The organism is Luteimonas sp. TWI382, from assembly GCF_039674545.1.
Lineage (GTDB): Bacteria > Pseudomonadota > Gammaproteobacteria > Xanthomonadales > Xanthomonadaceae > Luteimonas.
In genome coordinates, this window is record NZ_JBDJNS010000010.1 from 18,306 (window position 1) to 38,995 (window position 20,690).

The window sequence follows — 20,690 nt, forward strand, 5'->3', positions numbered from 1 at the left end:
CCTGGTGCGAAGAACTCATGGTGGACTGGTTTCCCTTGGCTGGAGTTGCGGCGCGTCCGGAAATTCGGTCTCAAGACGCCGCATGAGTCGATCGGCGGCGGCTCCGTCGCCGAGCCCCTGTTCGATGCGGGCCGCCAGTTGCAATGCTGCCGCAGTTGCGGGGGCGACGGCAAGCCGTCGTTGCGAAAAAGCGCGCGCATCGAACCATCGCCCCTGCCCGGCGAGCAGCCGGGCCATGGCATCGAGCGCCACCGCGCTCGTAGGCTCGAGCTCGAGCGCGGCGCGCAGGTCGCGTTCTGCACGCACGGCATCGCCGGCATCCAGTGCGCAGGCGCCGGCATTGGCCAGGGCGCCGACGCGGTCGCCGTAGTTCGGATCCTGCAGCGCGGCGTCGAACTGCGCCAGCGATTCACCGGGCCGGCCGCTGCGGCACAGCCAGGCGCCGTAGTTGTTGAGGGTCGCACCGTGACCGGGCGCGCGCTCGACCGCGGCGCGGTAGTAGGCCCCGGCCTGCGCTTGGCGGCCCTGACGATCGCTGACCAGGGCCAGCAGGGTATTGGCGTCGGCCGCGGTCTGCTCGTTGCGCAGGGCCGACTTGGCCTGACGCTCGGCGCTGCGGTCGTCGCCCTGCTGGTAGGCGCGCACACCCATTGCCAGCTGCTCACGCGCAGCCTCGGCACGCCGGAACTCGGGCGTGCCGCCGATGTTGTAGGTCGGTCGCTCGACGTTCGACTTGACGAACCCCGAGCGCGAGCAGGCGGCAAGCGCCATGCCGAGCATCACCAGAACGACGGCCTCAGGCCACCGCATCGGCACCGTCGCCACCCTCGGCGCGCAGCCGCTTGAGGTGTTCGGCCTGGCGCCGAGTGCGGTCGGCGACCTGGCCCTTGAGCTGGCCGCAGGCCGCGTCGATGTCGTCGCCGCGGGTACGGCGGACCGGCGCGATCCGGCCCGATTCGTTGAGCAGCTTCTGGAACCGCCGGATCGCCGCATCGTCCGGGCGCTCGAAGCGAGTGCCCGGGAACGGGTTGAACGGGATCAGGTTGACCTTCGCCGCGTCCTTCATCTGCAGGCGATTGTCGAACTCGCGCATCAGCCGCACCAGCTCGCGCGCATGCTGGGGCTGGTCGTTGACGTCGCGCATCAGCGTGTACTCGAACGTCACCGACTCGCCGCGCTTGCGCTGGGCGTAGCGCACGCACGATTCCATCAGCTCGGCGATCGGGTACTTCTTGTTGAGCGGCACCAGCTCACTGCGCAGCGCGTCGTTGGGCGCGTGCAGCGAGACCGCCAGCGACACGTCGCTGACCTCGCCGAGCTTGTCGATCATCGGCACCATGCCGGCGGTCGACAGGGTGACGCGCTTGTTGGCCAGGCCGTAGCCCAGGTCGTCGCGCATGATACTCATCGCGCGCACGACATTGTCGAAATTCATCAGCGGCTCGCCCATGCCCATCATGACCACGTTGGTCAGGCGGCGCTGCTTGTGCGGCACATTGCCCAGGTGACGGGCCGCCACCCAGACCTGGCCGATGATCTCGGCGGTCGACAGGTTGCGGTTGAAGCCCTGGGTCGCGGTGGAACAGAACTGGCAGTTGAGCGCGCAGCCCACCTGCGACGACACGCACAGGGTGCCGCGCCCCTTGTCGGGGATGTAGACGGTCTCGATCGCGTTCAGGCCGTCCATCGCCAGCAACCACTTGTGGGTGCCGTCGGTGGAGGGCTTTTCGAACTGGATCTGCGGCACGCGGACTTCGGCGTGCGCCTCGAGCTTGGCGCGCAGCCCCTTGCCCAGATCCGTCATTTCGTTGAAATCGGTGACGTAGCGGTGGTGGATCCACTTCATCACCTGATGGGCACGAAAGCGCTTTTCGCCGAGGATCTCGGCGAAAAAGCGCTCCAGCCCCTCGCGATCGAGGTCGAGCAGGTTCTGCTTGGCGACGGCAACGTCGATGGCGACCCCGGTCACGATGGCATCACTCAGCGCGAGACGACTTCGTCGTTCTTGAAGAAGTACGCGATCTCGGTCTTCGCGTTGTCCACCGAATCCGAGCCGTGGGCGGCATTGGCGTCGATCGAGTCGGCGAAGTCGGCGCGGATCGTGCCCGGCGCGGCGTCCTTCGGGTTGGTGGCGCCCAGCAGCTCGCGGTGCAGGGCCACGGCGTTCTCGCCCTCCAGGGCCTGGATCATCACCGGGCCGGAGGTCATGAACTCGACCAGCGCGTTGAAGAACGGACGCTCACGGTGGATCGCGTAGAAGCCTTCGGCCTCCTCGCGGGTCAGCTGCTTGTACTTGGCGGCCACGATCTTCAGGCCCGCCTTCTCGAAACGGCTGTAGATCTCACCGATGACGTTCTTGGCAACGGCATCGGGCTTGACGATGGACAGGGTGCGCTCGAGCGCCATCTGCGAATTCTCCGGACAATGGGGACGACCATCCCGGCGGGCTGGTCGAAGTTAGCATGGAAAAACCCGCGGCGGGGCGCGGGTTTAGCCGATACGGCTGCAGTGATTCTACCGCATTGCGGGGGAGTTCCGCAGCGCGTCGCAACGGTTGCGGTCATTGACGCGTCAGGCCGGCGCGCTCTAGCATCAAACAAGCGTTTGATTCAGCGGAGTACGGATGAGCGGCACGCGACAGTTTTCCACCAAGGACAAGATCCTGGGCGCAGCCGAGGAGCTGTTCGCGGCCAATGGCTTCGCCGGCACATCGCTGCGGCAGGTCACCAGCCGCGCCGACGTCAACATCGCCGCGGTCAACTACCACTTCGGCAGCAAGGAGAACCTCGTCAACGAGGTGTTCCGCCGGCGCATGGACCAGATGAGCGCGCAGCGCCTGGCCCAGTTGCGTCGGGCGCTGGCCGAGCAGCCCGGCCAGATCGAGCCGATCATCGCCGCGTTCGTCGATCCGGCGCTGGACATGGCGATCGGCCGCAACGGCAGCGGCGGGTTCGTGCGGGTGATCGCACGCGCCTATGTCGAGAAGAACGACGCGCTGCGCAAGTTCCTGTCCGAGCAGTACGGCCACGTGCCGCGGGAGTTCGCCTCGGCCCTGGCCGCCTGCCTGCCGGGATTGGGCAAGGCCGAGCTCTACGGCCGGCTGGATTTCCTGGCCGGCGCGCTGACCTACGCGATGGCCGATTTCGGCTTGATCAAACGGCCCCATGGCACCACCGAGGCCGAACACCGCACCCGGATCGCCGGCGAACTGATCCGCTTCTCCGCCGCCGGTTTCCGCGCCTGACCCCACGCCGGGCTCGACCCGGCCCTTATCGAACAAAGGGATGGAGCAAATGTCCGAGAAATTGCTTGTACGTCGCGCCGCGGTCCTGGGCGCCGGGGTCATGGGGGCGCAGATCGCCGCCCACTTGACCAATGCCGGCATCGACACGGTGCTGTTCGACCTGCCGGCCAAGGACGGCGACCCGGACGGCATCGTCCGCAAGGCACTGGCGAACCTGGGCAAGCTCAGCCCTGCCCCGCTGGCCTCGCGCGCGCTGGCCGAGGCCATCGTGCCGGCCAATTACGACACCGGCCTGGCGCTGCTCGAGAGCTGCGACCTGATCATCGAGGCGATCGCCGAGCGGATGGACTGGAAGCAGGACCTGTACCGCAAGATCGCCCCGCACGTGCCGGCACACACCGTGCTCGCCAGTAATACATCTGGCCTAGGAATCAATAAGTTGGCGGAAGTTCTTCCAGAAGAACTTCGCCATCGCTTCTGCGGCGTCCATTTCTTCAACCCGCCGCGCTACATGCATCTGGCCGAGCTGATCCCGGCCAAGACCACCGACAAGGCGGTGCTCGAGGGGCTGGAAACCTTCCTGACCACGCAGCTCGGCAAGGGCGTGGTCTACGCCAAGGACACCCCCAACTTCATCGGCAACCGGATCGGCGTGTTCTCGATCCTGTCGACGATCCACCACACCCAGGAATCCGGGCTGGGCTTCGACGAGGTCGACGCGCTGACCGGTCCCCTGCTCGGCCGGCCCAAGTCGGCGACCTACCGCACCTCCGACGTGGTCGGGCTCGACACCATGGCCCACGTCATCAAGACGATGGCCGATACCCTGCCCGACGATCCTTGGCACGACTACTTCGCCACGCCCAAGTGGCTGTCGGCGCTGATCGACAAGGGCGCGCTCGGCCAGAAGGCCGGGGCCGGCATCTTCCGCAAGGCCGGCAAGGACATCACCGTGCTCGACCTTGCGGCGCAGGACTACCGCCTGGCCGATCGCAAGGCCGCCGACGAGGTCGTGGAGATTCTCAAGACCCGCGACCCGGCCGAGCGCATGGCCAAGCTGCGCGGCAGTGAGCACCCGCAGGCGCAGTTCGTCTGGGCGATCCTGCGCGACCTGTTCCATTACAGCGCCGTGCACCTGGAAGACATCGCCCAGACCGCGCGCGATGTGGATCTGGCGATCCGCTGGGGCTACGGCTGGCAGCAGGGGCCGTTCGAGCTGTGGCAGGCGGCGGGCTGGAAGCAGGTCGCCGACTGGATCGCCGAGGACATCGTCGCCGGCAAGACCATGAGCAGCGCGCCGCTGCCCGACTGGGTGTTCGACGGCCGCGAGGGCGTGCACGCGGCCGAGGGCAGCTACAGCCCGTCCCAGAACGCCAAGCTGCCACGCTCCTCGCTGCCGGTCTACCGCCGCCAGCGCTTCCCCGACCCGCTGCTCGGCGAGCGCTTCGACCAGGGCGAGACCCGCTTCGAGAACGACGGCATCCGGCTGTGGAGCGATGGCGACGACATCGGCGTGATCAGCTTCAAGACCAAGATGCACACCGTCTCCGACCAGGTGCTCGACGGCATCCAGGAGGCGATCGGCATCGCCGAGCAGGACTTCAAGGGCTTGGTGATCTGGCAACCCAAGGAGCCGTTCTCCGCCGGTGCCGACCTCGCCGGCGCGCTGGGCCTGCTGCAGGCCGGCAAGGTCGACGCGTTCGAGGCGATGGTCGCCAACTTCCAGGCGACCAGCCAGCGCATCAAGTACTCGCTGGTGCCGGTGGTCTCGGCGGTACGCGGCCTGGCGCTGGGCGGCGGCTGCGAGTTCCAGATGCACAGTGCCCGCACGGTCGCGCACCTGGAGAGCTACATCGGCCTGGTCGAGGCCGGTGTCGGTCTGTTGCCGGCCGGTGGTGGCCTCAAGGAACTGGCGGTGCGCGCGTCGAACGCCGCCGGCCCGGGGGGCGACGTGTTCGCCGAGCTCAAGAAGACCTTCGAGACCGTCGCGATGGCCAAGGTCTCGACCTCGGCCGTCCACGCCAAGGAACTGGGGCTGCTGCGCGCCGACGACGTGGTGACGTTCAATGCCTACGAGCTGCTGCACATCGCCCGCCAGCAGGCGGCCGCATTGGCCGAGTCGGGTTACCGCCCGCCCCTGCCCGCGCGCGCGATCCGTGTCGCCGGCGATGTCGGCATCGCGACCTTCAAGATGCTGCTGGTCAACATGCTCGAAGGTCGCTTCGTGAGCCCGTACGACTACGAGATCGCCGAGCGCATCGCGACCGTGCTGTGCGGCGGCGATGTCGATCGCAATGCGCTGGTCGACGAGGACTGGCTGATCCGCCTGGAGCGCCAGCACTTCGTCGAGCTGGCGCAGCAGGAGAACACCCAGGCCCGCATCGCGCACATGCTCAAGACGGGCAAGCCGCTCAGGAACTGAGGTTCGCGCGCGGCCCGCACGTCGGGCCGCGCCGTCTCCCCGTCCCGAACCTCGACATCGCATTCCGGAGTTTCCAATGACCAAGCAGATCCAGGACGCCTACATCGTCGCTGCCACCCGCACCCCGGTGGGCAAGGCGCCCAAGGGCGTGTTCCGCAACACCCGCCCCGATGACATGCTCGCCCACGTGCTCAAGGCCGTCGTCGCGCAGGCGCCGGGCATCGATCCGGGCCGCATCGACGATGCGATCATCGGCTGCGCGATGCCCGAGGGCGAGCAAGGCATGAACGTGGCGCGCATCGGCGTGCTGCTGGCCGGCCTGCCCGACACGGTCGCCGCACAGACCGTCAACCGCTTCTGCTCCTCGGGCCTGCAGGCCGTGGCGCTGGCCGCCAACGAGATCCGGCTGGGCAACGCCGACCTGATGCTCGCCGGCGGCACTGAGAGCATGAGCATGGTGCCGATGATGGGTAACAAGGTCGCGCTGTCGCCCAGCGTGTTCAAGGACGACCATGTCGCGATCGCCTATGGCATGGGCATCACCGCCGAGAAGGTCGCCGAGGAGTGGAAGGTCTCGCGCGAGGATCAGGACGCGTTCGCGCTGGCCTCGCACCAGAAGGCGATCGCCGCAATCCAGGCCGGCGAGTTCAAGGATGAGATCAACCCCTACGAGATCCTCTCCCATCAGCCCGATCTGGCCGGCCACACCGTGCAGCTGAAGAAGCGGCTGGTGGACACCGATGAGGGGCCGCGCCCGGATTCGTCGATCGAAGGGCTCGCCAAACTCAAGCCGGTGTTCCGCAACGGCCAGTTCGGCGGTTCGGTGACCGCCGGCAACAGCTCGCAGATGAGCGATGGTGCGGCCGGCATCCTGCTCGCGTCCGAGCGCGCGGTGAACGAGCACGGCCTCAAGCCGCTGGCCCGCTTCGTCAGCTTCGCGGTCGCCGGCGTGCGGCCCGAGGTCATGGGCATCGGGCCGATCGCGGCGATTCCCAAGGCACTGGCACAGGCCGGGCTGACGCTCGACGACATCGACTGGATCGAGCTCAACGAGGCGTTCGCCGCGCAGGCGCTGGCGGTGATCCGCGACAGCAAGCTGGACCCGGACAAGGTCAACCCGCTGGGCGGCGCGATCGCGCTGGGCCATCCGCTGGGCGCGACGGGCGCGATCCGCACCGCGACGATCGTGCACGGCATGCGTCGCCGCAAGAAGCGCTACGGTCTGGTGACGATGTGCATCGGCACCGGCATGGGCGCGGCCGGCGTGATCGAGGCGCTGTAACGCGCCACGGCATGCGGCGCGGCCTCCGATCACGAGGCCGCGGCTGCAGGGTGAATGCCGATCGCCCCCGGTCAGCATGCGGATCGACGACGAAAAAAAGCCCCGGCATGCCGGGGCTTTTCTCTGGCCAAGATCGCGTGCGATCAGCCCTGCAGCGGCACCACGCGGACCTCGACGCGGCGGTTGGCCGCCCGGCCCTGCTCGGTGCTGTTGTCGGCGATCGGACGGGTCTTGCCGAAACCGACGATCTCGAAGCGCTGGCGCAGCAGGCCCTGGCCGATCAGGTAGTTGCCGACCGCGTTGGCGCGCTGCTCCGAAAGCCGCTGATTGACCGCATCGCTGCCGACGCTGTCGGTGTGGCCGGAGATCTCGACGATGGTCTTGTCGTACTCGGCCAGCGTGCGCGCGACGTTGTTGAGCGCGGGGTAGAACTGAGCCTTGAGGTCGGCCTTGCCGAAGTCGAAGGTTACGCCGTCGGGCAGGTTGAGCTTGATGACGTCGCCTTCGCGATCGACCTGGATGCCCGTGCCCTGGGTCTGGCGACGCAGTTCGGCTTCCTGACGGTCCTGGTAGGCACCGATCGCGCCACCGGCGAGGCCGCCGACACCGGCACCCACCAGCGCGCGCTGGCGGCGCTCGGTCGCGTCCGAGCCGCTGAGCAGGCCAGCGACTGCGCCGATGCCGGCGCCGATCAGGGCGTTGTTGCGGGTGCGGTTCGGATCGTCGGGCGCGTTGGTCTGGCCGGTGTAGCTGGCGCAGCTGCTCAACAACAGGACGCCGGCGATGGCGGTGGTCAGGCCTGCGGTGCTCAGTTTGCGCATGTCTTGGATCTCCTTGGGTCCGGACGCGAATGTCCGCGGATGAAGTGGGCGGGAGCGAAATTACCCGTTGGCTGATGCAAATAGGGTGACGGCTGCCGCTGCGGCCAAGGCCTGTTCAGTTTCGCGCGTTTCACGCCACACAGAAAGAATGCCGCCCGGCCAGACGCTCAACGCGACGCGCGATAGGCAGCAAGCGCCGCTTCCCGCCCTGCGTCCAGGTCCACCATCGGCTTGCGCGGATAGCCGGGTGCGATGGCCGCCAGGCGGTCGGGCTCGGTCCAGGGCGCGAACAGCAAGGGCACCGGGACGTCGGCCAGTTCGGGCAGCCAACGCCGGATGTAGCGGCCGTCCGGGTCGAAGCGCTGTGCCTGCGAGACCGGATTGAAGATCCGAAAGTACGGCGAGGCATCGGCGCCGGTGCCGCCGATCCATTGCCAGCCGAGCGTGTTGTTGGCCAGGTCCGCGTCCACCAGCGTGTCCCAGAACCAGCGTGCGCCTTCGCGCCAATGGACGCGCATGTGCTTGCACAGCCAACTGCCCACGATCAGCCGCACGCGGTTGTGCATCCAGCCGGTGTGCCAGAGCTCGCGCATGCCGGCATCGACGATCGGCACGCCGGTCCGGCCCTGCTGCCAGGCCTCGAGGCGTCCGGCATCGGGCCGCGCCCAACGGAAGCGCGCGAAGCGCGGGTTGAGATCGCGATCGATGCTGTCGGGGAAGTGGTGCATCAGGTGATGGGCGAACTCGCGCCAGCCGAGCTGCCGGATGTAGGCGTCGATCTGCGGCGCGGTGGCGGCGCGCCGCTCCGCCTCGAGCGCGGCGACGATCCGCCACGGCGCGATCTCGCCGGCATGCAGATGCGGCGACAAGCGCGAGGTGCCGACCTGGTCGGGACGGTCGCGGCCACTGGCGTAGTCGCGCAGGGCACCGTCGACGAAGACCTCCAACGCTTCCCGTGCGCCGTCCTCGCCCGGCGTCCACGTCGACCAGAAGCCGGCCGACCAGTCGGGTGCGGGCGCGAGCTTGAGATCGGCGAGCGCGACCCCGTTTGGCCCGCTCTCGACCGCCGGCAGCAACGGCGGCGGCGACCAGGTCGCGCGCGCCTGCCAGCTCGACAGGGCCTTGCGCCAGAACGGCGTGAACACCTTGTATGGGCCGCCTTGTCCGGTCTGCAATGCCCACGGTTCGAACAGCAGCGCGCCGTCGTGGCTCTCGGCACGCACGCCGCCGTCGCGCAGCGTCCGCTTGATCCGAGTGTCGCGTTGTTCGATCGCCGGCTCATAGCGGCGGTTCCAGAACACCGCCTCTGCGTCGCAGGTCTCCACCAGCGTGCGCAGGGTCGGCAACGTCGGGCCGTGAAACAGCCGCAGGCGCGCACCATGGCGGCGCAGCGCCTGATCGAGCGCGGCCAGGGCGCGATGTCGCCAAGCGTTGGAGGCCGCACCCGGCGCCCAATCGCCCTCCTCGTCGGGGGCGTGGATATAGACGCACACCGGCGCCAGGCCGGCCTGGAGTGCGGCATGCAGCGCAGGGTTGTCGTCGAGCCGAAGATCGTTGCGGAACCAGACGATCGCGTTCGCCATGCGCTCCTCCTCGCGCGTCGCCGGCAAGCCTAGCCGACCGCGATGATGGCGGCGAGAAGGCCGCCACATCCCCTTCGCGCGCTTTTGCTTCACACTATTGCGTTCTGGCCCGCCCAGCGCGCCGCCCGTTTCCCGACTGCCCCGCTCGTGACCGATTCGCCCTTCCCGCTCGAAGCCTCGCCCGAACAGGCGCAACGCGCCATTGCCGACGAATTCGCCTTCTTCAGCGATTGGTCGGAACGCTACCAGTACCTGATCGACCTCGGCCGCAAGTTGCCGCCGCTCCCCGACAGCGACAAGACCGAGACCAACCGCCTGCTTGGCTGCCAGTCGATGGTCTGGATCGTGGCGTCGGGCGATGCGGATCGTCTGGACTTCGCCGCGGCCAGCGACTCGGCGATCGTCTCGGGGCTGATCTACCTGGCCTTGCGTGTGTATTCGGGCCGCAGCGCACGCGACATCGTGGACACCGACGCCAGTTACATCGCCGACATCGGCCTGGCCAAGCACCTCTCGCCCACCCGCAGCAACGGCCTGGCCGCCCTGCTCGCCTTCATCCGCGATCGCGCCCAGTCCGCACTGGCGTGAGCGCGTCGGACGACAAGTCGCCCGCCGACAGCCGGGCCGCACCGCTGCGCAATCCCGGCTTCCTTGCGTTGCTGGGCTATCGCATCCTGACGATCCTGTCCTACCAGATCGTCGCGGTCACCGTCGGCTGGCAGATCTATGCCGCGACCCAGAACCCGTGGATGCTCGGGCTGGTGGGGCTGGCCGAAGTGCTGCCCTACTTCTGCGTGGCGCCGTTCGCCGGTTACCTCGTCGACCACCTGCCCCGGCGCAAGCTGGGCATGGCGGCCGCTGCGGGCCTGGCGATCACGCCGGTGCTGCTCGCGCTGCTGTCGCTCGATGGGCTGGGCGGCAACGTCTGGCTGATCTACCTGCCGATCATGCTGACCGGCATGGTGCGCGCCTTCCTGGGGCCGGTCTACAACGCGCTGTTTGCGCGCGTGCTGCCGCGCGACCAGTTCGCGCGTGGCGCCAGCCTCGGCAGCATCGCCTTCCAGAGTGCGGTGGTCGTGGGGCCGGCCATCGGCGGATTCGTCGTCGGCTGGGCCGGTGAAGCCAGCGCCTATGCCCTGGCCTCGGTGCTGGCGCTGGGGGTGATCGTGTTCCTGGCGCGGATGCGCGTCACCGAGCCCCCGCGCATGCTGCAACGCGCGCCGATCTTCGCCAGTATCGCCGAGGGTGCGCGCTTCGTGTTCGGCCACCAGATTCTGCTCGGCGCGCTGGCCCTGGACATGTTCGCGGTGCTGTTCGGCGGTGCGATCTCGCTGGCGCCGGCCTTCATCCACGACATCCTGCATTGGGGCCCGGAGGGCCTGGGCATCCTGCGCGGCGCGCCGGCGCTGGGCTCGGTGGCGATGGGCATCTGGCTGGCCCGCCATCCCGTCCAACGCAATGCCGGCCGCTTCCTGTTGCTGGCCGTCGGCGGCTTCGGCCTGTGCATGATCGGCTTCGGCCTGTCGACCGCGTTCTGGCTGTCGGCGTTCTTCCTGCTGCTGTCGGGCATGTGCGACGGCGTGTCGGTGGTCATGCGCTCGACGATCATGCAGTTGGCGACGCCCGACCACATGCGCGGCCGGGTGTCGTCGATCAACGGCCTGTTCGTCGGCTCATCCAACGAGATCGGCGCGTTCTACATGGGCTCGATGGCGCGCCTGCTCGGCCTGGTGCCGGCCGTCGTGCTCGGCGGCTTCATGACGATGGGCGTGGTCGCGACGACGGCCTGGAAGGCGCCGCGCCTGCGCCGCCTGGACCTGCGCGAGCTGCAGTGAACGCCGAACTGTGACGGGCTTCCGAGTCGCTCAGCCCCAGTCTCCGAAGTACTCGGCCAGACGCCTGACCGCCACCGCACGTCGTCCGCCCCCGAGATCGCGCGGATTCGCGCAACAAAAAAGCCGGTCGAGTCGACCGGCTTTTTTTTAGGGGTGATCGAGGAAAAACCGTCAATCCCCCATCTGCTTCTGCAGATGTTCCCAACGTTCCTGCTCGTCGATCGTGCGCTCGGCGGTGAGGCGCGCCTCGAGACGGTCCAGACCGATCTCCTCGCCCGAGTCCACGCTGTAGCCATACTCGCCCGAGTCCACACGCTTGAGCGTGCTGTCGATCTTGCCGATCAGCTTGCGGTAGCGATCGCGCGTGCGAAGCTCGAGCGAGTTCTCGGTCTCCCGGGTTGCACGTTCCGCCTCGTCGCCGACGTCGCGGACTTCGTCCTTGAGGTTCTCGATCGTCTGCTTGGATTCCTCGACCAGGTCCGCGCGCCACTGCAGCAGGCGCTGACGGAAATACTCGAGTTGCAACGGACTCATGTACTCCTCGTCGGCGGAGGGCTTGTAGCCCGCCGGGAGGATGGGACGACCTGTCTCTTCATCGGTCTTGTACTGCACGACCTTCACCTTCGTTCTGGGCGCCGGCTCCGGCTGGCGCGCCACGACCGCGACGGCGACCTTGCCGGCCGGACGCGGACGTGTTGTGGGAGTGGAAGCCGGCACCGGCTTGGGTGCGGCGGTTTTCGCCGGTGCCGGCGTCGCCTTCGCGGACGCGGCCTCCGGTTTGGCGACGGGCTTGTCGATGACCGACTTCGCCGGTGCCGCCTTCTTGGCGACGGACTTGGCGGCTGCCATCGGAGCGGCGGCCTTCGAGCTCGTCGCCGGCTTCGGCGCTACGGTCTTCTTGACCGGAGCGGCCTTGGCGATCTTCTTGGCGGGCGTCTTCGACGGCGCCGCCTTCTTGGCAGGCGTCTTGGCGGCCGGCGTTTTCTTGGTCGCCGGCTTGGCCACTGCCTTGTTGACCGCGGCCTTCTTGGCGACGGCCTTCTTGGTCACGGGCGCAGACTTGGCTGCCTTCTTGACGGCCGCGGCCTTCTTGGCGGGGGCAGACTTCTTCGTCGCGGCCTTGGCGGGCGCCTTGGCTGCGGGCTTGACGGCCTTCTTGACGGCCTTTTTTACGGGTTTCTTGGCTGCCACGAGCTGCGATCCTTGTCATTCCCTTGGACGGGGAAGCGGGCTGTTATACCCTGCAAACCCTGCAGCGGCAACCGAACCGGCCGCCGCATTCATCGCCTCTGCCGACTTGCCGTGATCGAGCGTCTTCTCATCGCCCTGCTCCAGGGCTACAAGCGGTTCGTCAGTCCGTTGCTCGGCCAGCGTTGCCGCTTCCATCCCAGTTGCTCGCAGTACGCCATGATCGCCATCGCCCGGTTCGGCGCATGGCGCGGCGGCTGGCTGGCGCTGCGCCGGCTCTCGCGCTGCCATCCCCTTCATCCCGGCGGGCACGATCCGGTGCCGATGCCCGAAATGGACCCCAAGCCATGACCCAGACCCTGATCCGCAACGCCCGCCTGGTCAACGAAGGCCGCATCGTCGAGGGCGATCTGCGCATCGGCGCCGACGGCCGCATCGCCGCGATCGGCGGCGACCTGCCCGCCCGCGAGGGCGAGCGCGTGGTCGACGCCGCCGGGCGCTGGCTGTTGCCGGGCATGATCGATGATCAGGTGCACTTCCGCGAGCCGGGCCTGGAGCACAAGGCCGACATCGCCAGCGAGTCGGGCGCCGCGGTCGCCGGCGGCCTGACCAGCTTCATGGACATGCCCAACACCAGCCCGCCGACATTGAATGCGGCCGCGCTGCAGGACAAGTACGACCGTGCCGCCGGTCGTGCGCGCGCGAACTATGGCTTCTATATGGGCGCAAGCAACGACAACCTCGACCATGTACGACGGATCGATCCGCTGACCACGCCGGGCGTCAAGGTGTTCATGGGGGCCTCGACCGGCAACATGCTGGTCGACGATCCCGACACCCTCGACGGCATCTTCCGCGAGACGCCGGTGCCGATCATCACCCACTGCGAGGACACGCCGACGATCGATGCGATCCAGCGCGAGTATGTGGCCAAGTACGGCGACGACATCCCGGCGCAGTGCCACCCCGACATCCGTTCGCGCGAGGCCTGCATCAAATCGACGCGGTTGGCGCTGGCGCTGGCACGTCGCCACGATACCCGGCTGCACGTGCTGCACATCTCCACCGCCGAGGAACTGGCGCTGTTCGAGGCCGGGCCGCTGGTGGATGAGGACGGACGTCTGCGCAAGCGCATCACCGCCGAGACCTGCATCCACTTCCTGCGCTTCGACCGTGCCGACTACGCGCGCCTGGGGCATTTGATCAAATGCAACCCGGCAATCAAGGACGCCTCCGATCGCAGCGCACTGCTGGCGGCACTGGCCGACGACGTCATCGATGTGCTTGCCACAGACCATGCGCCGCACACGTTGGCCGAGAAGCACAACCCTTACACCCGTGCACCGAGCGGGCTGCCGCTGGTGCAGTTCGCGCTGGTCGCCGCGCTCGAATGCGTCCACGAGGGGCATTTCGACATCACCCGCGTGGTGCAGAAGTTCGCACACGCACCGGCGCAATTGTTCGACGTCGCCGAGCGCGGCTTCCTGCGCGAGGGCTATTTCGCCGACCTGGTGCTGGTGGAGGACACGCCGTTCACCGTGCAGCGCGAGCAGGTGCTGTCCAAATGCGGCTGGTCGCCGTTCGAGGGCACGACGTTCCGCTCGAGGATCGCGTCGACCTGGGTCAATGGCCAGTTGGCCTGGGACGGCACGCAACTGGTGGGCGATCCGGCCGGCCAGCGCCTGGCCTTCGCGCGCTGAGCGCGGGGACCAGGCCACCGCAGCTTCATGCACGTCCGCCTATCCTACCCGCACCTTTCGCTGCACTGCGCCCGCTGATGCCGACACGTTTCGTACTGCTGCTGGCCTGCGCCTTGTTCGCGCTGCCGCTCGCCGCCCAGGATACCGATGCGCTGCGCTTTCCCGAGCGCGTCCAGCAAGGCAGCCTGGTCGTGGGCAAGGTACCGGCGGGCAGCCAGGTGCGCTATCGCGACCGCGCGCTGCGCGTCAGCGGCTACGGAACGGTGGCGCTGGGCATCGGCCGCGACGAGGTCGGCCCGGTCCAGGTGCAGGTCGTCGACCCGGACGGCCGCGAACAGGTCGCGACGATTGCGATCGCGCCACGCGACTGGCCGATCGAACGCGTCAATGGCGTGCCGCCAGCCACCGTCAACCCGCCGCCGGCGATCGCCGAACGCATCCGCCGCGAGCAGGCGCAGGTCACGCAGGCGCGGACACGCGACGACGCGCGCGTCGATTTCGGCGGTCGCTTCCTGCGCCCGGTCGAGGGGCGGATCAGCGGGCGCTTCGGGCGTGCCCGTTCGTACAACGGGCAACCCGGTTCACCGCACTCGGGCATGGACATCGCCGCACCGACCGGCACGCCGGTCAAGGCGCCCGCCGCCGGCATCGTGACGTTCGCTGCGCCAGATCTGTATCTGACCGGCGGTACGCTGCTGCTCGACCACGGCCATGGCGTGAGCTCGAATTTCCTGCATCTCTCGCGGCTCGATGCCAAGGTCGGCGACCGCGTCGAACAGGGCCAGGTGATCGGCGCGGTCGGTGCGACCGGGCGTGCGACGGGGCCGCATTTGCATTGGGGGATGAACTGGTTCGATGTTCGGATCGATCCCCAGCTGGTGTTGGAACGCTGAGGGCAGTTGCCCACCTCGTTCGCCCTCCCCACGCGCGGCGGCGCGTTCGTCAGGGTCGGCACGTTGGGATCATGGAGGCGCGGTTCGATGTTCGGATCGATCCCCAACTGGTGTTGGAACGCTGAGAGCAGTTGCCCACCTCGTTCGCCCTCCCCACGCGCGGCGGCGCGTTCGTCAGGGTCGGCGCGTAAATGGTCGCAGGCGCGCGCTTGGATAGACTGCTACGCACGATGGCCGCATCCCAAATCCTCTTGCTGACTCTTCTCGCCGCCCCCACGGTCGCCGGGTGCGCGTCGAAGCCGCCCCTTCCGCGCTCTGTGACCGAGGCCGACGTCACCACGCCCCAGGGGCACCGATTGACGCGCGCGACCACGGCGCCAACGCCCGGTTCTCGCTGCAGTTCTGAGCCTGCCCGACAATCGGCACCTGAAAAAGGGGCGGCTTCGGCCGCCCCTTTCCATTCACGGCTGCTGGCCGCGAGACCAAGGATCCCCGTCGGTCGTGAGGTCCCCGGTCAGCCGCTGACGCGTGCTACCGCGTCGTGCGCGTGCAGGCTTTCGAAATGGGCGACGGTCGCTTCGAACCGTGCCACGCGCGGATCGGCGCTGAGCACCGCAGCGACGCGGCGGGCAGCGTCCTCGCAGAACATCAGATGCTCGGCGTTGAGCGCAGCGAACGCCTGCTCGTCCTCGCGCTTGACCGCGGTCTGGACCGGGGTGCCGAGCGCGAGTTCGAGTGCATCGATCAGCGACAGAACCGGCAACGCATCGACATCGGGCGACAGCCGCAGGCGCACTGTCGCGCGGCTGCGCTGGGCATGCGGCGTCGCCGCCAGGCCGCGCGGCGAGGCCAGCCAGTCGTGCACTGCGTCGAAGCTCGGCGCGCTGCCGGCGAAGTCAGCAGCGAACCGGGCCGCGTTGAGCTGGCGCGACAGCGCCGCCGAGGCCGGGCATGTGCTGGAGTACTCGACCGAGAGCGTCAGCGTGAGTGCCAGGCCGTCGGGGCCCAGCACCGCATCGAGCTCGATCGGATAGGTCTTCCAGCCGCTGTGATCGCTGGCCAGGGCACGACGGCGCAGCAACTGGCCGTACTTCAGCGTCAGGTGCACACGATCGGCCAGGCCGCGCTGGGAGTCGATGCAATCGGCCAGCACGCGTGCGAGCGTATCGCGCCCGAGCGTCTCGCGCGCCAACGCGTCCTGCAGGTGCAGATACAGCCGCGACATGTGGATGCCGCGCGCATCGGGATCGATCAGATTCACGCCGATATCGGCACGCGCCGGCACGGTCACCGCTTGCCCATCCCCGTCCTCGACGCGCAACGGCAACGCGATCTCCGCCATGCCCACCCAATCGAGCAGACGCGCCGCCTGGGCCTGGTCGCCGGCGACATCGGGAAGAACGGGAGGACGGACTGAATCGCTCAAGGCTGCGCTCGCGGGGGGGACGGGACGACGCCCGGACGGGCGTGGGCCACGCAGTTTAACGGCTCTCCGGGTCCGTGCCCTGCAACGCAGCGTGTCGCGCAGGCCCGCGTGGCTCAGCCGCGGGCCGCGCGCCAACCCAGCCAGAGCACGGCCAGTCCGTTGGTCGGGCGCAACTGTCCGTGCCGCGCCAGTGGCCGCAGGCGAGCGGCGATGATTGCATTGCCGATCCGGCGCGGCCGGGTCCCGCCGTCGCGCTGCGGCCAGCGCGCGAGCAGCCGTGCGGCCAGCGACTGGTCGCCGCGCAGCATCGCCTGCGGCGCCAGCAGCGGCGCGGCGGTGATGCGCCCGTCCCCGCTGTCGCGGCTGTCGTCGCCGAACAACGCCATCTCGCAGGCGGCCACGGCCAAGGCGAGGTCGTGCAACCGCTCCAGGTGGGCGGCCGGCTCGGGGGCGGCATCGCGCGTGGCCGGCAGCAGCCGCAGTGCGAGCGCCAGCGTGCCCCAGGGCGCGGCATGCCGTTGCAGGTGCACCGCCAGTGGATGCCGACGCGCGCCCTTCTCCCAGCCCTGCAGTTCCTCCTGCCACCAGGCCAGCTTGGCCAGGCCGGGCGTGGGATCGCTGCCGCCCCAGGCGGCCTCCCCGAACTCGTCGAGCAACGCGAACCAGGCCTGCGTGCGCTCACGCAACTCCGGAGCGACGAAGGCCAAGCCGATGCGCCATTCCGGCCACCGGGCCTGCCACTTGGCCAGGAAATCATCGTCGTGCGGCGACGCGCTCATGCCGGACGCGGCCAGGCAGCGGGCTGCGACAGGGCCTCGGGCGTATCGAGCATCACATCGCCCTGCCAGGCGCTCGGATCGTCATCGTCCAGCCGATAACCCCACAGCGCGACGATCGACGGCATGTCGGCCGCCCGCGCGGCGAGGATGTCGCGCGCGTCGTCGCCGACATAGACGCAGTCGCGTGCTGGGATACCGATGGCCGCGGCGGCGTGCAGCAGCGGCAACGGATGCGGCTTGCGCTCGGCCAGAGTGTCGCCGCCGATCAGCACCGCGCAGCGGTCCTGCCAGCCAAGCTGCGGCAGGATGCGTTGTGCGAGCGCTTCGGGCTTGTTGGTGACGATGCCCCAGCGCGTGCCCGCGGCCTCGAGCGCGGCCAGCATGGCCTCCACGCCATCGAACGGGCGGCTGTGCCGGCCCAGTTCCTCGCCGTAGACGGTCAGGAACTCCGGCACCAGGGCAAGCACGCCCTCGGCATCGAGTTCGGGGAACGCGACAGCGGCCATCGCCCGCGCGCCGCGCGAGACCACCGGGCGGATGTCGGCCAGCGCCAGCGGCGGGCGGCCGCGCGCGCCAAGCATCCGGTTGACCGTTGCCAGCATGTCGGGGGCGCTGTCGAGCAAGGTGCCGTCCAGATCGAACAGCGCGCCGGCCGGGAACGCCATCGTGACCTGCGCAGTCGTCGCGCCGCTCACGCCGGCTTCCGCGCCCAGGCGACGTAGTTGATGTCGGTCCGGCGGACCAGCCGGGCGGCATTGCGCCAGGGCTCGTACATCAGCCCGCTGACATCCTCGAGCCGCAGATCGGCCTCGCGCAGCCAGCCGGCAAGCTCGGACGGGCGGATGAAACTTGCGTAGCGGTGCGTGCCGCGCGGCAGCAGCCGGGCGACATACTCGGCGCCGACGATCGCCAACGCGAATGCGGCCGGGGTGCGATTGAGCGTGGACACGAACAGGTGCCCGCCGGGGCGCAGCAGCGTTGCGCAGGCCTGCAGGATCGCCGCTGGGTCGGGCACGTGCTCGAGCATTTCCATGCAGGTCACGACGTCGTAGCTGCCGGGACGCTCGGCGGCCAGCGCCTCCACCGACTGCACGCGATAGTCGGCCTGGATGCCGGTTTCCAACCCGTGCAGGCGTGCGACCTTGACGAGATCCTCAGCCAGATCGATACCGGTCACCTTGCCGCCGACCCGGGCCATGGCCTCGCTCAGCAGGCCACCGCCGCAGCCGACATCGAGCACGTCGGCGCCATCGAGCCGGGCGCGGGCGCGCACGTACTCGAGCCGGGCCGGATTGAGCGCATGCAGCGGGCGCTGCGGCCCGTCGACATCCCACCAGCGGCTGGCCAGCGCGCCGAACTTGTCGAGCTCGGCCTGATCGTAGTTCTCGTGTCGGGCGTTCATGCGGGCCTCGTCATGCCCCGGTGCGGAGCGTGGAAATGCGGTCCCGCCACTGGCGGGCATTGGCGGCGATCGCCTCCAGGTCGAATCCGACCAGTGCGCGCTCGCGCAGCTTGGGCTGCCCGGCGATCCAGACATCGCTGACCTGATGGCGCCCGGTCGCGTAGATCAGTTGCGAGACGACATGGTGCAGCGGCTGGGTCTCGATCGGCGACAGGTCGACGCAGATCAGGTCGGCCTGCTTGCCGACCTCGATCGAGCCGATCCGGTCGCCGAAGCCGATCGCGCGCGCGCCGCCGAGCGTGGCCGCGCGCATTGCGGTGAACGCGTCGAACCCGGCCGCATCGCCGGCCACGGCCTTGGCGAGGATCGCCGCGGTGCGGGTCTCGCCGAACATGTCCAGGTCGTTGTTGCTGGCGACGCCATCGGTGCCGATCGCCACGTTGATGCCTGCGCGCTCGAGCGCGCAGGCCGGGCAGAAGCCCGAAGCGAGCTTGAGGTTGGATTCGGGGCAATGCACGACGCTGACGCCCCGCTCGGCGCACAGGTGGATCTCGCTTTCGGTCAGCTGGGTCATGTGCACCGCGATCAGGCGGTCATTGATCAGGCCCAGCCGGTCGAGTCGGGCGAACGGGCGCTGGCCGTACTCTTGCAGCGACTGCTCGACCTCCTGGGCGGTCTCGTGCAGGTGCAGGTGGACTGGCACATCGAGCTGGTCGGCGAGCATCCGCACGCGCTCGAAATTGGCGTCGTTGACCGTGTAGGGCGCATGCGGCGCGAATGCGGTTGCGATCAGCGGATCGTCGCGCCACTGATCGTGGACCTCGCCGGCGCGGTCGAAATACTCGTCGTCGCTGCTGGCCCAGGCGGTCGGAAAATCGATGACCGGCAAGCCGATGCGCGCCCGGAACCCGTGCTGGCGATAGACCGCCGCCTGCACATCGGGGAAGAAGTAGTTCTCGTTGACGCAAGTGGTGCCGCCGCGGAGCATCTCGGCCAACGCCAGCGTGACGCCGTCGGCGACGAACTCCGGGCCGATCACCGCACCCTCGACCGGCCAGATGTGCTGCTGCAGCCAGACTTTGAGCGGCAGGTCGTCGGCGATCCCGCGCAGCAGCGTCATCGGGTTGTGCGTATGCGCGTTGACCAAGCCCGGCAGCAGCGCCGCGTGCGGGCGCTGGACGGTCTGGGCCGGCGCGAAGCGCTGCCGGGCCTCAGCGGTCGGCAGCACCGCGACGATCTCGCCGCGGTGGATTGCGACGGCATGGTCGTCGAGCACGACCGCGTGCGGCTCGACCGGCACGACGTGCCCGGCCTCGATCAGCAGGTCGATGGACTGGGGAGCGGAACTGTCTGTCATGCGGGGCCTCGATCGGTACGCAGGAAGCGTCGGTGGACGCCGCGCGCGATCGGCGCGTTCGCGGCCGCGCGGGCGATGGTGGACGCGCAGCAGGCCGCCTGCGGGCGGCGCCGCTGCGGGTCGATCACTTGACGCGGCTGACGTACTCGCCCGACCGGGTGTCGACCTTGATGACTTCCTCCTGGCCGACGAACAGCGGCACGCGGACCACCGCGCCGGTCTCCAGAGTCGCCGGCTTGCCGCCGCCGCCCGAGGTGTCGCCGCGCACGCCCGGATCGGTCTCGGTGATCTGCAGCTCGACGAAGTTCGGCGGCTGGACTGCGATCGGCGTGCCGTTCCACAGCGTCACCACGCACTCTTCCTCGCCCTTGAGCCACTTCTCCGCGCCGCCCATGCCGGCCTTGTCGGCCTGCACCTGCTCGAACGATTCGGGGTTCATGAAGTGCCAGTACTCGCCGTCGCTGTAGAGGTACTGCATGTCGGTGTCGAGCACGTCGGCCGCTTCGACGGAGTCGGTGCTCTTCATCGTGATTTCCTGCACCCGGCCCGTGCGGATCTGGCGGTACTTCACGCGCGTGAACGCTTGGCCCTTGCCCGGCTTGACGTATTCGGTGTCGGTGATGACCGCGGGCTCGTTGTTGACCAGGATCTTCTGGCCATTCTTGACGTCGTTCATGCCATAACTGGCCATCGCTCGCTCCTGCTGGGCCGGCGTTGCCGGCGGCTACACTATGGGGTTTCCCGGCAGCGGTGCACGC

20 protein-coding genes are annotated in these 20,690 nt (G+C 68.8%); 8 read left to right on the forward strand and 12 right to left on the reverse strand.

Annotated features, from left to right (window positions below):
• Positions 1-15: 15 nt before the first annotated feature.
• From pilW to ndk, 3 genes are read right to left on the reverse strand one after another with little or no spacing between them, the layout of a single operon-like run.
• Positions 16-810: a type IV pilus biogenesis/stability protein PilW gene (pilW, locus tag ABE505_RS08480; RefSeq protein WP_346444152.1), complete on the reverse strand. Its 795-nt coding sequence runs from the start codon at positions 808-810 to the stop codon at positions 16-18.
• Complete coding sequence (gene rlmN / locus ABE505_RS08485) at positions 797-1,984, reverse strand: 23S rRNA (adenine(2503)-C(2))-methyltransferase RlmN (protein ID WP_346444186.1); 1,188 nt, start codon at positions 1,982-1,984, stop codon at positions 797-799. Before rlmN ends, pilW begins: the two co-directional genes overlap by 14 nt.
• On the reverse strand, positions 1,981-2,406 hold the full coding sequence (gene ndk, locus ABE505_RS08490) for a nucleoside-diphosphate kinase (RefSeq protein ID WP_346444151.1): 426 nt from the start codon (positions 2,404-2,406) through the stop codon (positions 1,981-1,983). The genes rlmN and ndk overlap by 4 nt, the downstream gene beginning before the upstream one ends.
• 217 nt (positions 2,407-2,623) lie before the next feature.
• On the opposite strand from ndk, the gene ABE505_RS08495 reads away from it, so the two are divergent.
• From ABE505_RS08495 to ABE505_RS08505, 3 genes are all read left to right on the forward strand, one after another.
• Positions 2,624-3,244 carry a TetR/AcrR family transcriptional regulator gene (locus tag ABE505_RS08495; RefSeq protein ID WP_241943384.1) on the forward strand — a complete coding sequence of 207 codons (621 nt, stop codon included), beginning with the start codon at positions 2,624-2,626 and terminating at the stop codon, positions 3,242-3,244.
• 49 nt (positions 3,245-3,293) lie between these two features.
• Positions 3,294-5,666: a 3-hydroxyacyl-CoA dehydrogenase/enoyl-CoA hydratase family protein gene (locus tag ABE505_RS08500; RefSeq protein WP_346444149.1), complete on the forward strand. Its 2,373-nt coding sequence runs from the start codon at positions 3,294-3,296 to the stop codon at positions 5,664-5,666.
• Positions 5,667-5,742: 76 nt separating this feature from the next.
• Positions 5,743-6,948, forward strand: coding sequence for an acetyl-CoA C-acyltransferase (locus ABE505_RS08505; protein WP_346444147.1), 1,206 nt, complete (start codon positions 5,743-5,745; stop codon positions 6,946-6,948).
• Between the two features lie 143 nt (positions 6,949-7,091).
• Here ABE505_RS08505 and ABE505_RS08510 read toward each other — a convergent pair whose 3' ends face one another.
• Both ABE505_RS08510 and ABE505_RS08515 read right to left on the reverse strand, forming a co-directional pair.
• Positions 7,092-7,769 carry an OmpA family protein gene (locus tag ABE505_RS08510; protein ID WP_346444146.1) on the reverse strand — a complete coding sequence of 226 codons (678 nt, stop codon included), beginning with the start codon at positions 7,767-7,769 and terminating at the stop codon, positions 7,092-7,094.
• A 167-nt stretch (positions 7,770-7,936) separates the two neighbouring features.
• Positions 7,937-9,352 carry a deoxyribodipyrimidine photo-lyase gene (locus tag ABE505_RS08515; protein ID WP_346444145.1) on the reverse strand — a complete coding sequence of 472 codons (1,416 nt, stop codon included), beginning with the start codon at positions 9,350-9,352 and terminating at the stop codon, positions 7,937-7,939.
• 147 nt (positions 9,353-9,499) lie between these two features.
• On the opposite strand from ABE505_RS08515, the gene ABE505_RS08520 reads away from it, so the two are divergent.
• The gene (locus ABE505_RS08520; RefSeq protein WP_346444144.1) at positions 9,500-9,940 is read left to right on the forward strand and encodes a SufE family protein; all 441 of its coding nucleotides are present in this window, start codon (positions 9,500-9,502) and stop codon (positions 9,938-9,940) included.
• The gene (locus ABE505_RS08525) at positions 9,937-11,187 is read left to right on the forward strand and encodes an MFS transporter (protein WP_346444143.1); all 1,251 of its coding nucleotides are present in this window, start codon (positions 9,937-9,939) and stop codon (positions 11,185-11,187) included. The genes ABE505_RS08520 and ABE505_RS08525 overlap by 4 nt, the downstream gene beginning before the upstream one ends.
• A 171-nt stretch (positions 11,188-11,358) precedes the next feature.
• On the opposite strand, the gene dksA is transcribed toward ABE505_RS08525, so the two are convergent.
• Positions 11,359-12,378, reverse strand: coding sequence for an RNA polymerase-binding protein DksA (gene dksA / locus ABE505_RS08530; protein WP_346444141.1), 1,020 nt, complete (start codon positions 12,376-12,378; stop codon positions 11,359-11,361).
• Between the two features lie 111 nt (positions 12,379-12,489).
• On the opposite strand from dksA, the gene yidD reads away from it, so the two are divergent.
• The 3 genes from yidD to ABE505_RS08545 all read left to right on the forward strand — a co-directional run bounded on the left by yidD (position 12,490) and on the right by ABE505_RS08545 (position 14,968).
• On the forward strand, positions 12,490-12,726 hold the full coding sequence (gene yidD, locus ABE505_RS08535; RefSeq protein WP_183427079.1) for a membrane protein insertion efficiency factor YidD: 237 nt from the start codon (positions 12,490-12,492) through the stop codon (positions 12,724-12,726).
• Positions 12,723-14,075, forward strand: coding sequence for a dihydroorotase (locus ABE505_RS08540; RefSeq protein ID WP_346444139.1), 1,353 nt, complete (start codon positions 12,723-12,725; stop codon positions 14,073-14,075). Before yidD ends, ABE505_RS08540 begins: the two co-directional genes overlap by 4 nt.
• 77 nt (positions 14,076-14,152) lie before the next feature.
• A complete protein-coding gene (locus ABE505_RS08545; RefSeq protein WP_346444138.1) occupies positions 14,153-14,968 on the forward strand; it encodes a M23 family metallopeptidase in 816 nt (271 codons plus the stop codon).
• Positions 14,969-15,482: 514 nt separating this feature from the next.
• Here the strand turns inward: ABE505_RS08545 and folE2 are convergent.
• The 6 genes from folE2 to efp form a co-directional block, all read right to left on the reverse strand.
• Entirely contained in the window at positions 15,483-16,394 is a 912-nt protein-coding gene (gene folE2 / locus ABE505_RS08550; RefSeq protein WP_346444137.1) for a GTP cyclohydrolase FolE2, read from the reverse strand.
• Between the two features lie 113 nt (positions 16,395-16,507).
• Positions 16,508-17,173 carry a phytoene/squalene synthase family protein gene (locus ABE505_RS08555; RefSeq protein ID WP_346444136.1) on the reverse strand — a complete coding sequence of 222 codons (666 nt, stop codon included), beginning with the start codon at positions 17,171-17,173 and terminating at the stop codon, positions 16,508-16,510.
• Positions 17,170-17,838: a phosphoglycolate phosphatase gene (locus tag ABE505_RS08560; protein WP_346444184.1), complete on the reverse strand. Its 669-nt coding sequence runs from the start codon at positions 17,836-17,838 to the stop codon at positions 17,170-17,172. Before ABE505_RS08560 ends, ABE505_RS08555 begins: the two co-directional genes overlap by 4 nt.
• Before the next feature lie 26 nt (positions 17,839-17,864).
• Positions 17,865-18,575 carry a bifunctional 2-polyprenyl-6-hydroxyphenol methylase/3-demethylubiquinol 3-O-methyltransferase UbiG gene (gene ubiG, locus ABE505_RS08565; RefSeq protein WP_346444134.1) on the reverse strand — a complete coding sequence of 237 codons (711 nt, stop codon included), beginning with the start codon at positions 18,573-18,575 and terminating at the stop codon, positions 17,865-17,867.
• Between the two features lie 10 nt (positions 18,576-18,585).
• Positions 18,586-19,932 carry a TRZ/ATZ family hydrolase gene (locus tag ABE505_RS08570; RefSeq protein WP_346444132.1) on the reverse strand — a complete coding sequence of 449 codons (1,347 nt, stop codon included), beginning with the start codon at positions 19,930-19,932 and terminating at the stop codon, positions 18,586-18,588.
• Between the two features lie 124 nt (positions 19,933-20,056).
• The gene (gene efp, locus ABE505_RS08575) at positions 20,057-20,623 is read right to left on the reverse strand and encodes an elongation factor P (protein ID WP_047135839.1); all 567 of its coding nucleotides are present in this window, start codon (positions 20,621-20,623) and stop codon (positions 20,057-20,059) included.
• Between the last annotated feature and the right edge of the window lie 67 nt (positions 20,624-20,690).

Coding starts and splice junctions, on each gene's coding strand:
- ABE505_RS08555 (WP_346444136.1), bottom strand. CDS start 17,173: ATGAGCGCGTCGCCGCACGACGATGATTTCCTGGCCAAGTGGCAGGCC.
- ABE505_RS08545 (WP_346444138.1), top strand. CDS start 14,153: ATGCCGACACGTTTCGTACTGCTGCTGGCCTGCGCCTTGTTCGCGCTG.
- ABE505_RS08570 (WP_346444132.1), bottom strand. CDS start 19,932: ATGACAGACAGTTCCGCTCCCCAGTCCATCGACCTGCTGATCGAGGCC.
- ABE505_RS08510 (WP_346444146.1), bottom strand. CDS start 7,769: ATGCGCAAACTGAGCACCGCAGGCCTGACCACCGCCATCGCCGGCGTC.
- ndk (WP_346444151.1), bottom strand. CDS start 2,406: ATGGCGCTCGAGCGCACCCTGTCCATCGTCAAGCCCGATGCCGTTGCC.
- ABE505_RS08500 (WP_346444149.1), top strand. CDS start 3,294: ATGTCCGAGAAATTGCTTGTACGTCGCGCCGCGGTCCTGGGCGCCGGG.
- ABE505_RS08505 (WP_346444147.1), top strand. CDS start 5,743: ATGACCAAGCAGATCCAGGACGCCTACATCGTCGCTGCCACCCGCACC.
- efp (WP_047135839.1), bottom strand. CDS start 20,623: ATGGCCAGTTATGGCATGAACGACGTCAAGAATGGCCAGAAGATCCTG.
- ABE505_RS08495 (WP_241943384.1), top strand. CDS start 2,624: ATGAGCGGCACGCGACAGTTTTCCACCAAGGACAAGATCCTGGGCGCA.
- ABE505_RS08515 (WP_346444145.1), bottom strand. CDS start 9,352: ATGGCGAACGCGATCGTCTGGTTCCGCAACGATCTTCGGCTCGACGAC.
- ubiG (WP_346444134.1), bottom strand. CDS start 18,575: ATGAACGCCCGACACGAGAACTACGATCAGGCCGAGCTCGACAAGTTC.
- pilW (WP_346444152.1), bottom strand. CDS start 810: ATGCGGTGGCCTGAGGCCGTCGTTCTGGTGATGCTCGGCATGGCGCTT.
- ABE505_RS08560 (WP_346444184.1), bottom strand. CDS start 17,838: ATGGCGTTCCCGGCCGGCGCGCTGTTCGATCTGGACGGCACCTTGCTC.
- ABE505_RS08540 (WP_346444139.1), top strand. CDS start 12,723: ATGACCCAGACCCTGATCCGCAACGCCCGCCTGGTCAACGAAGGCCGC.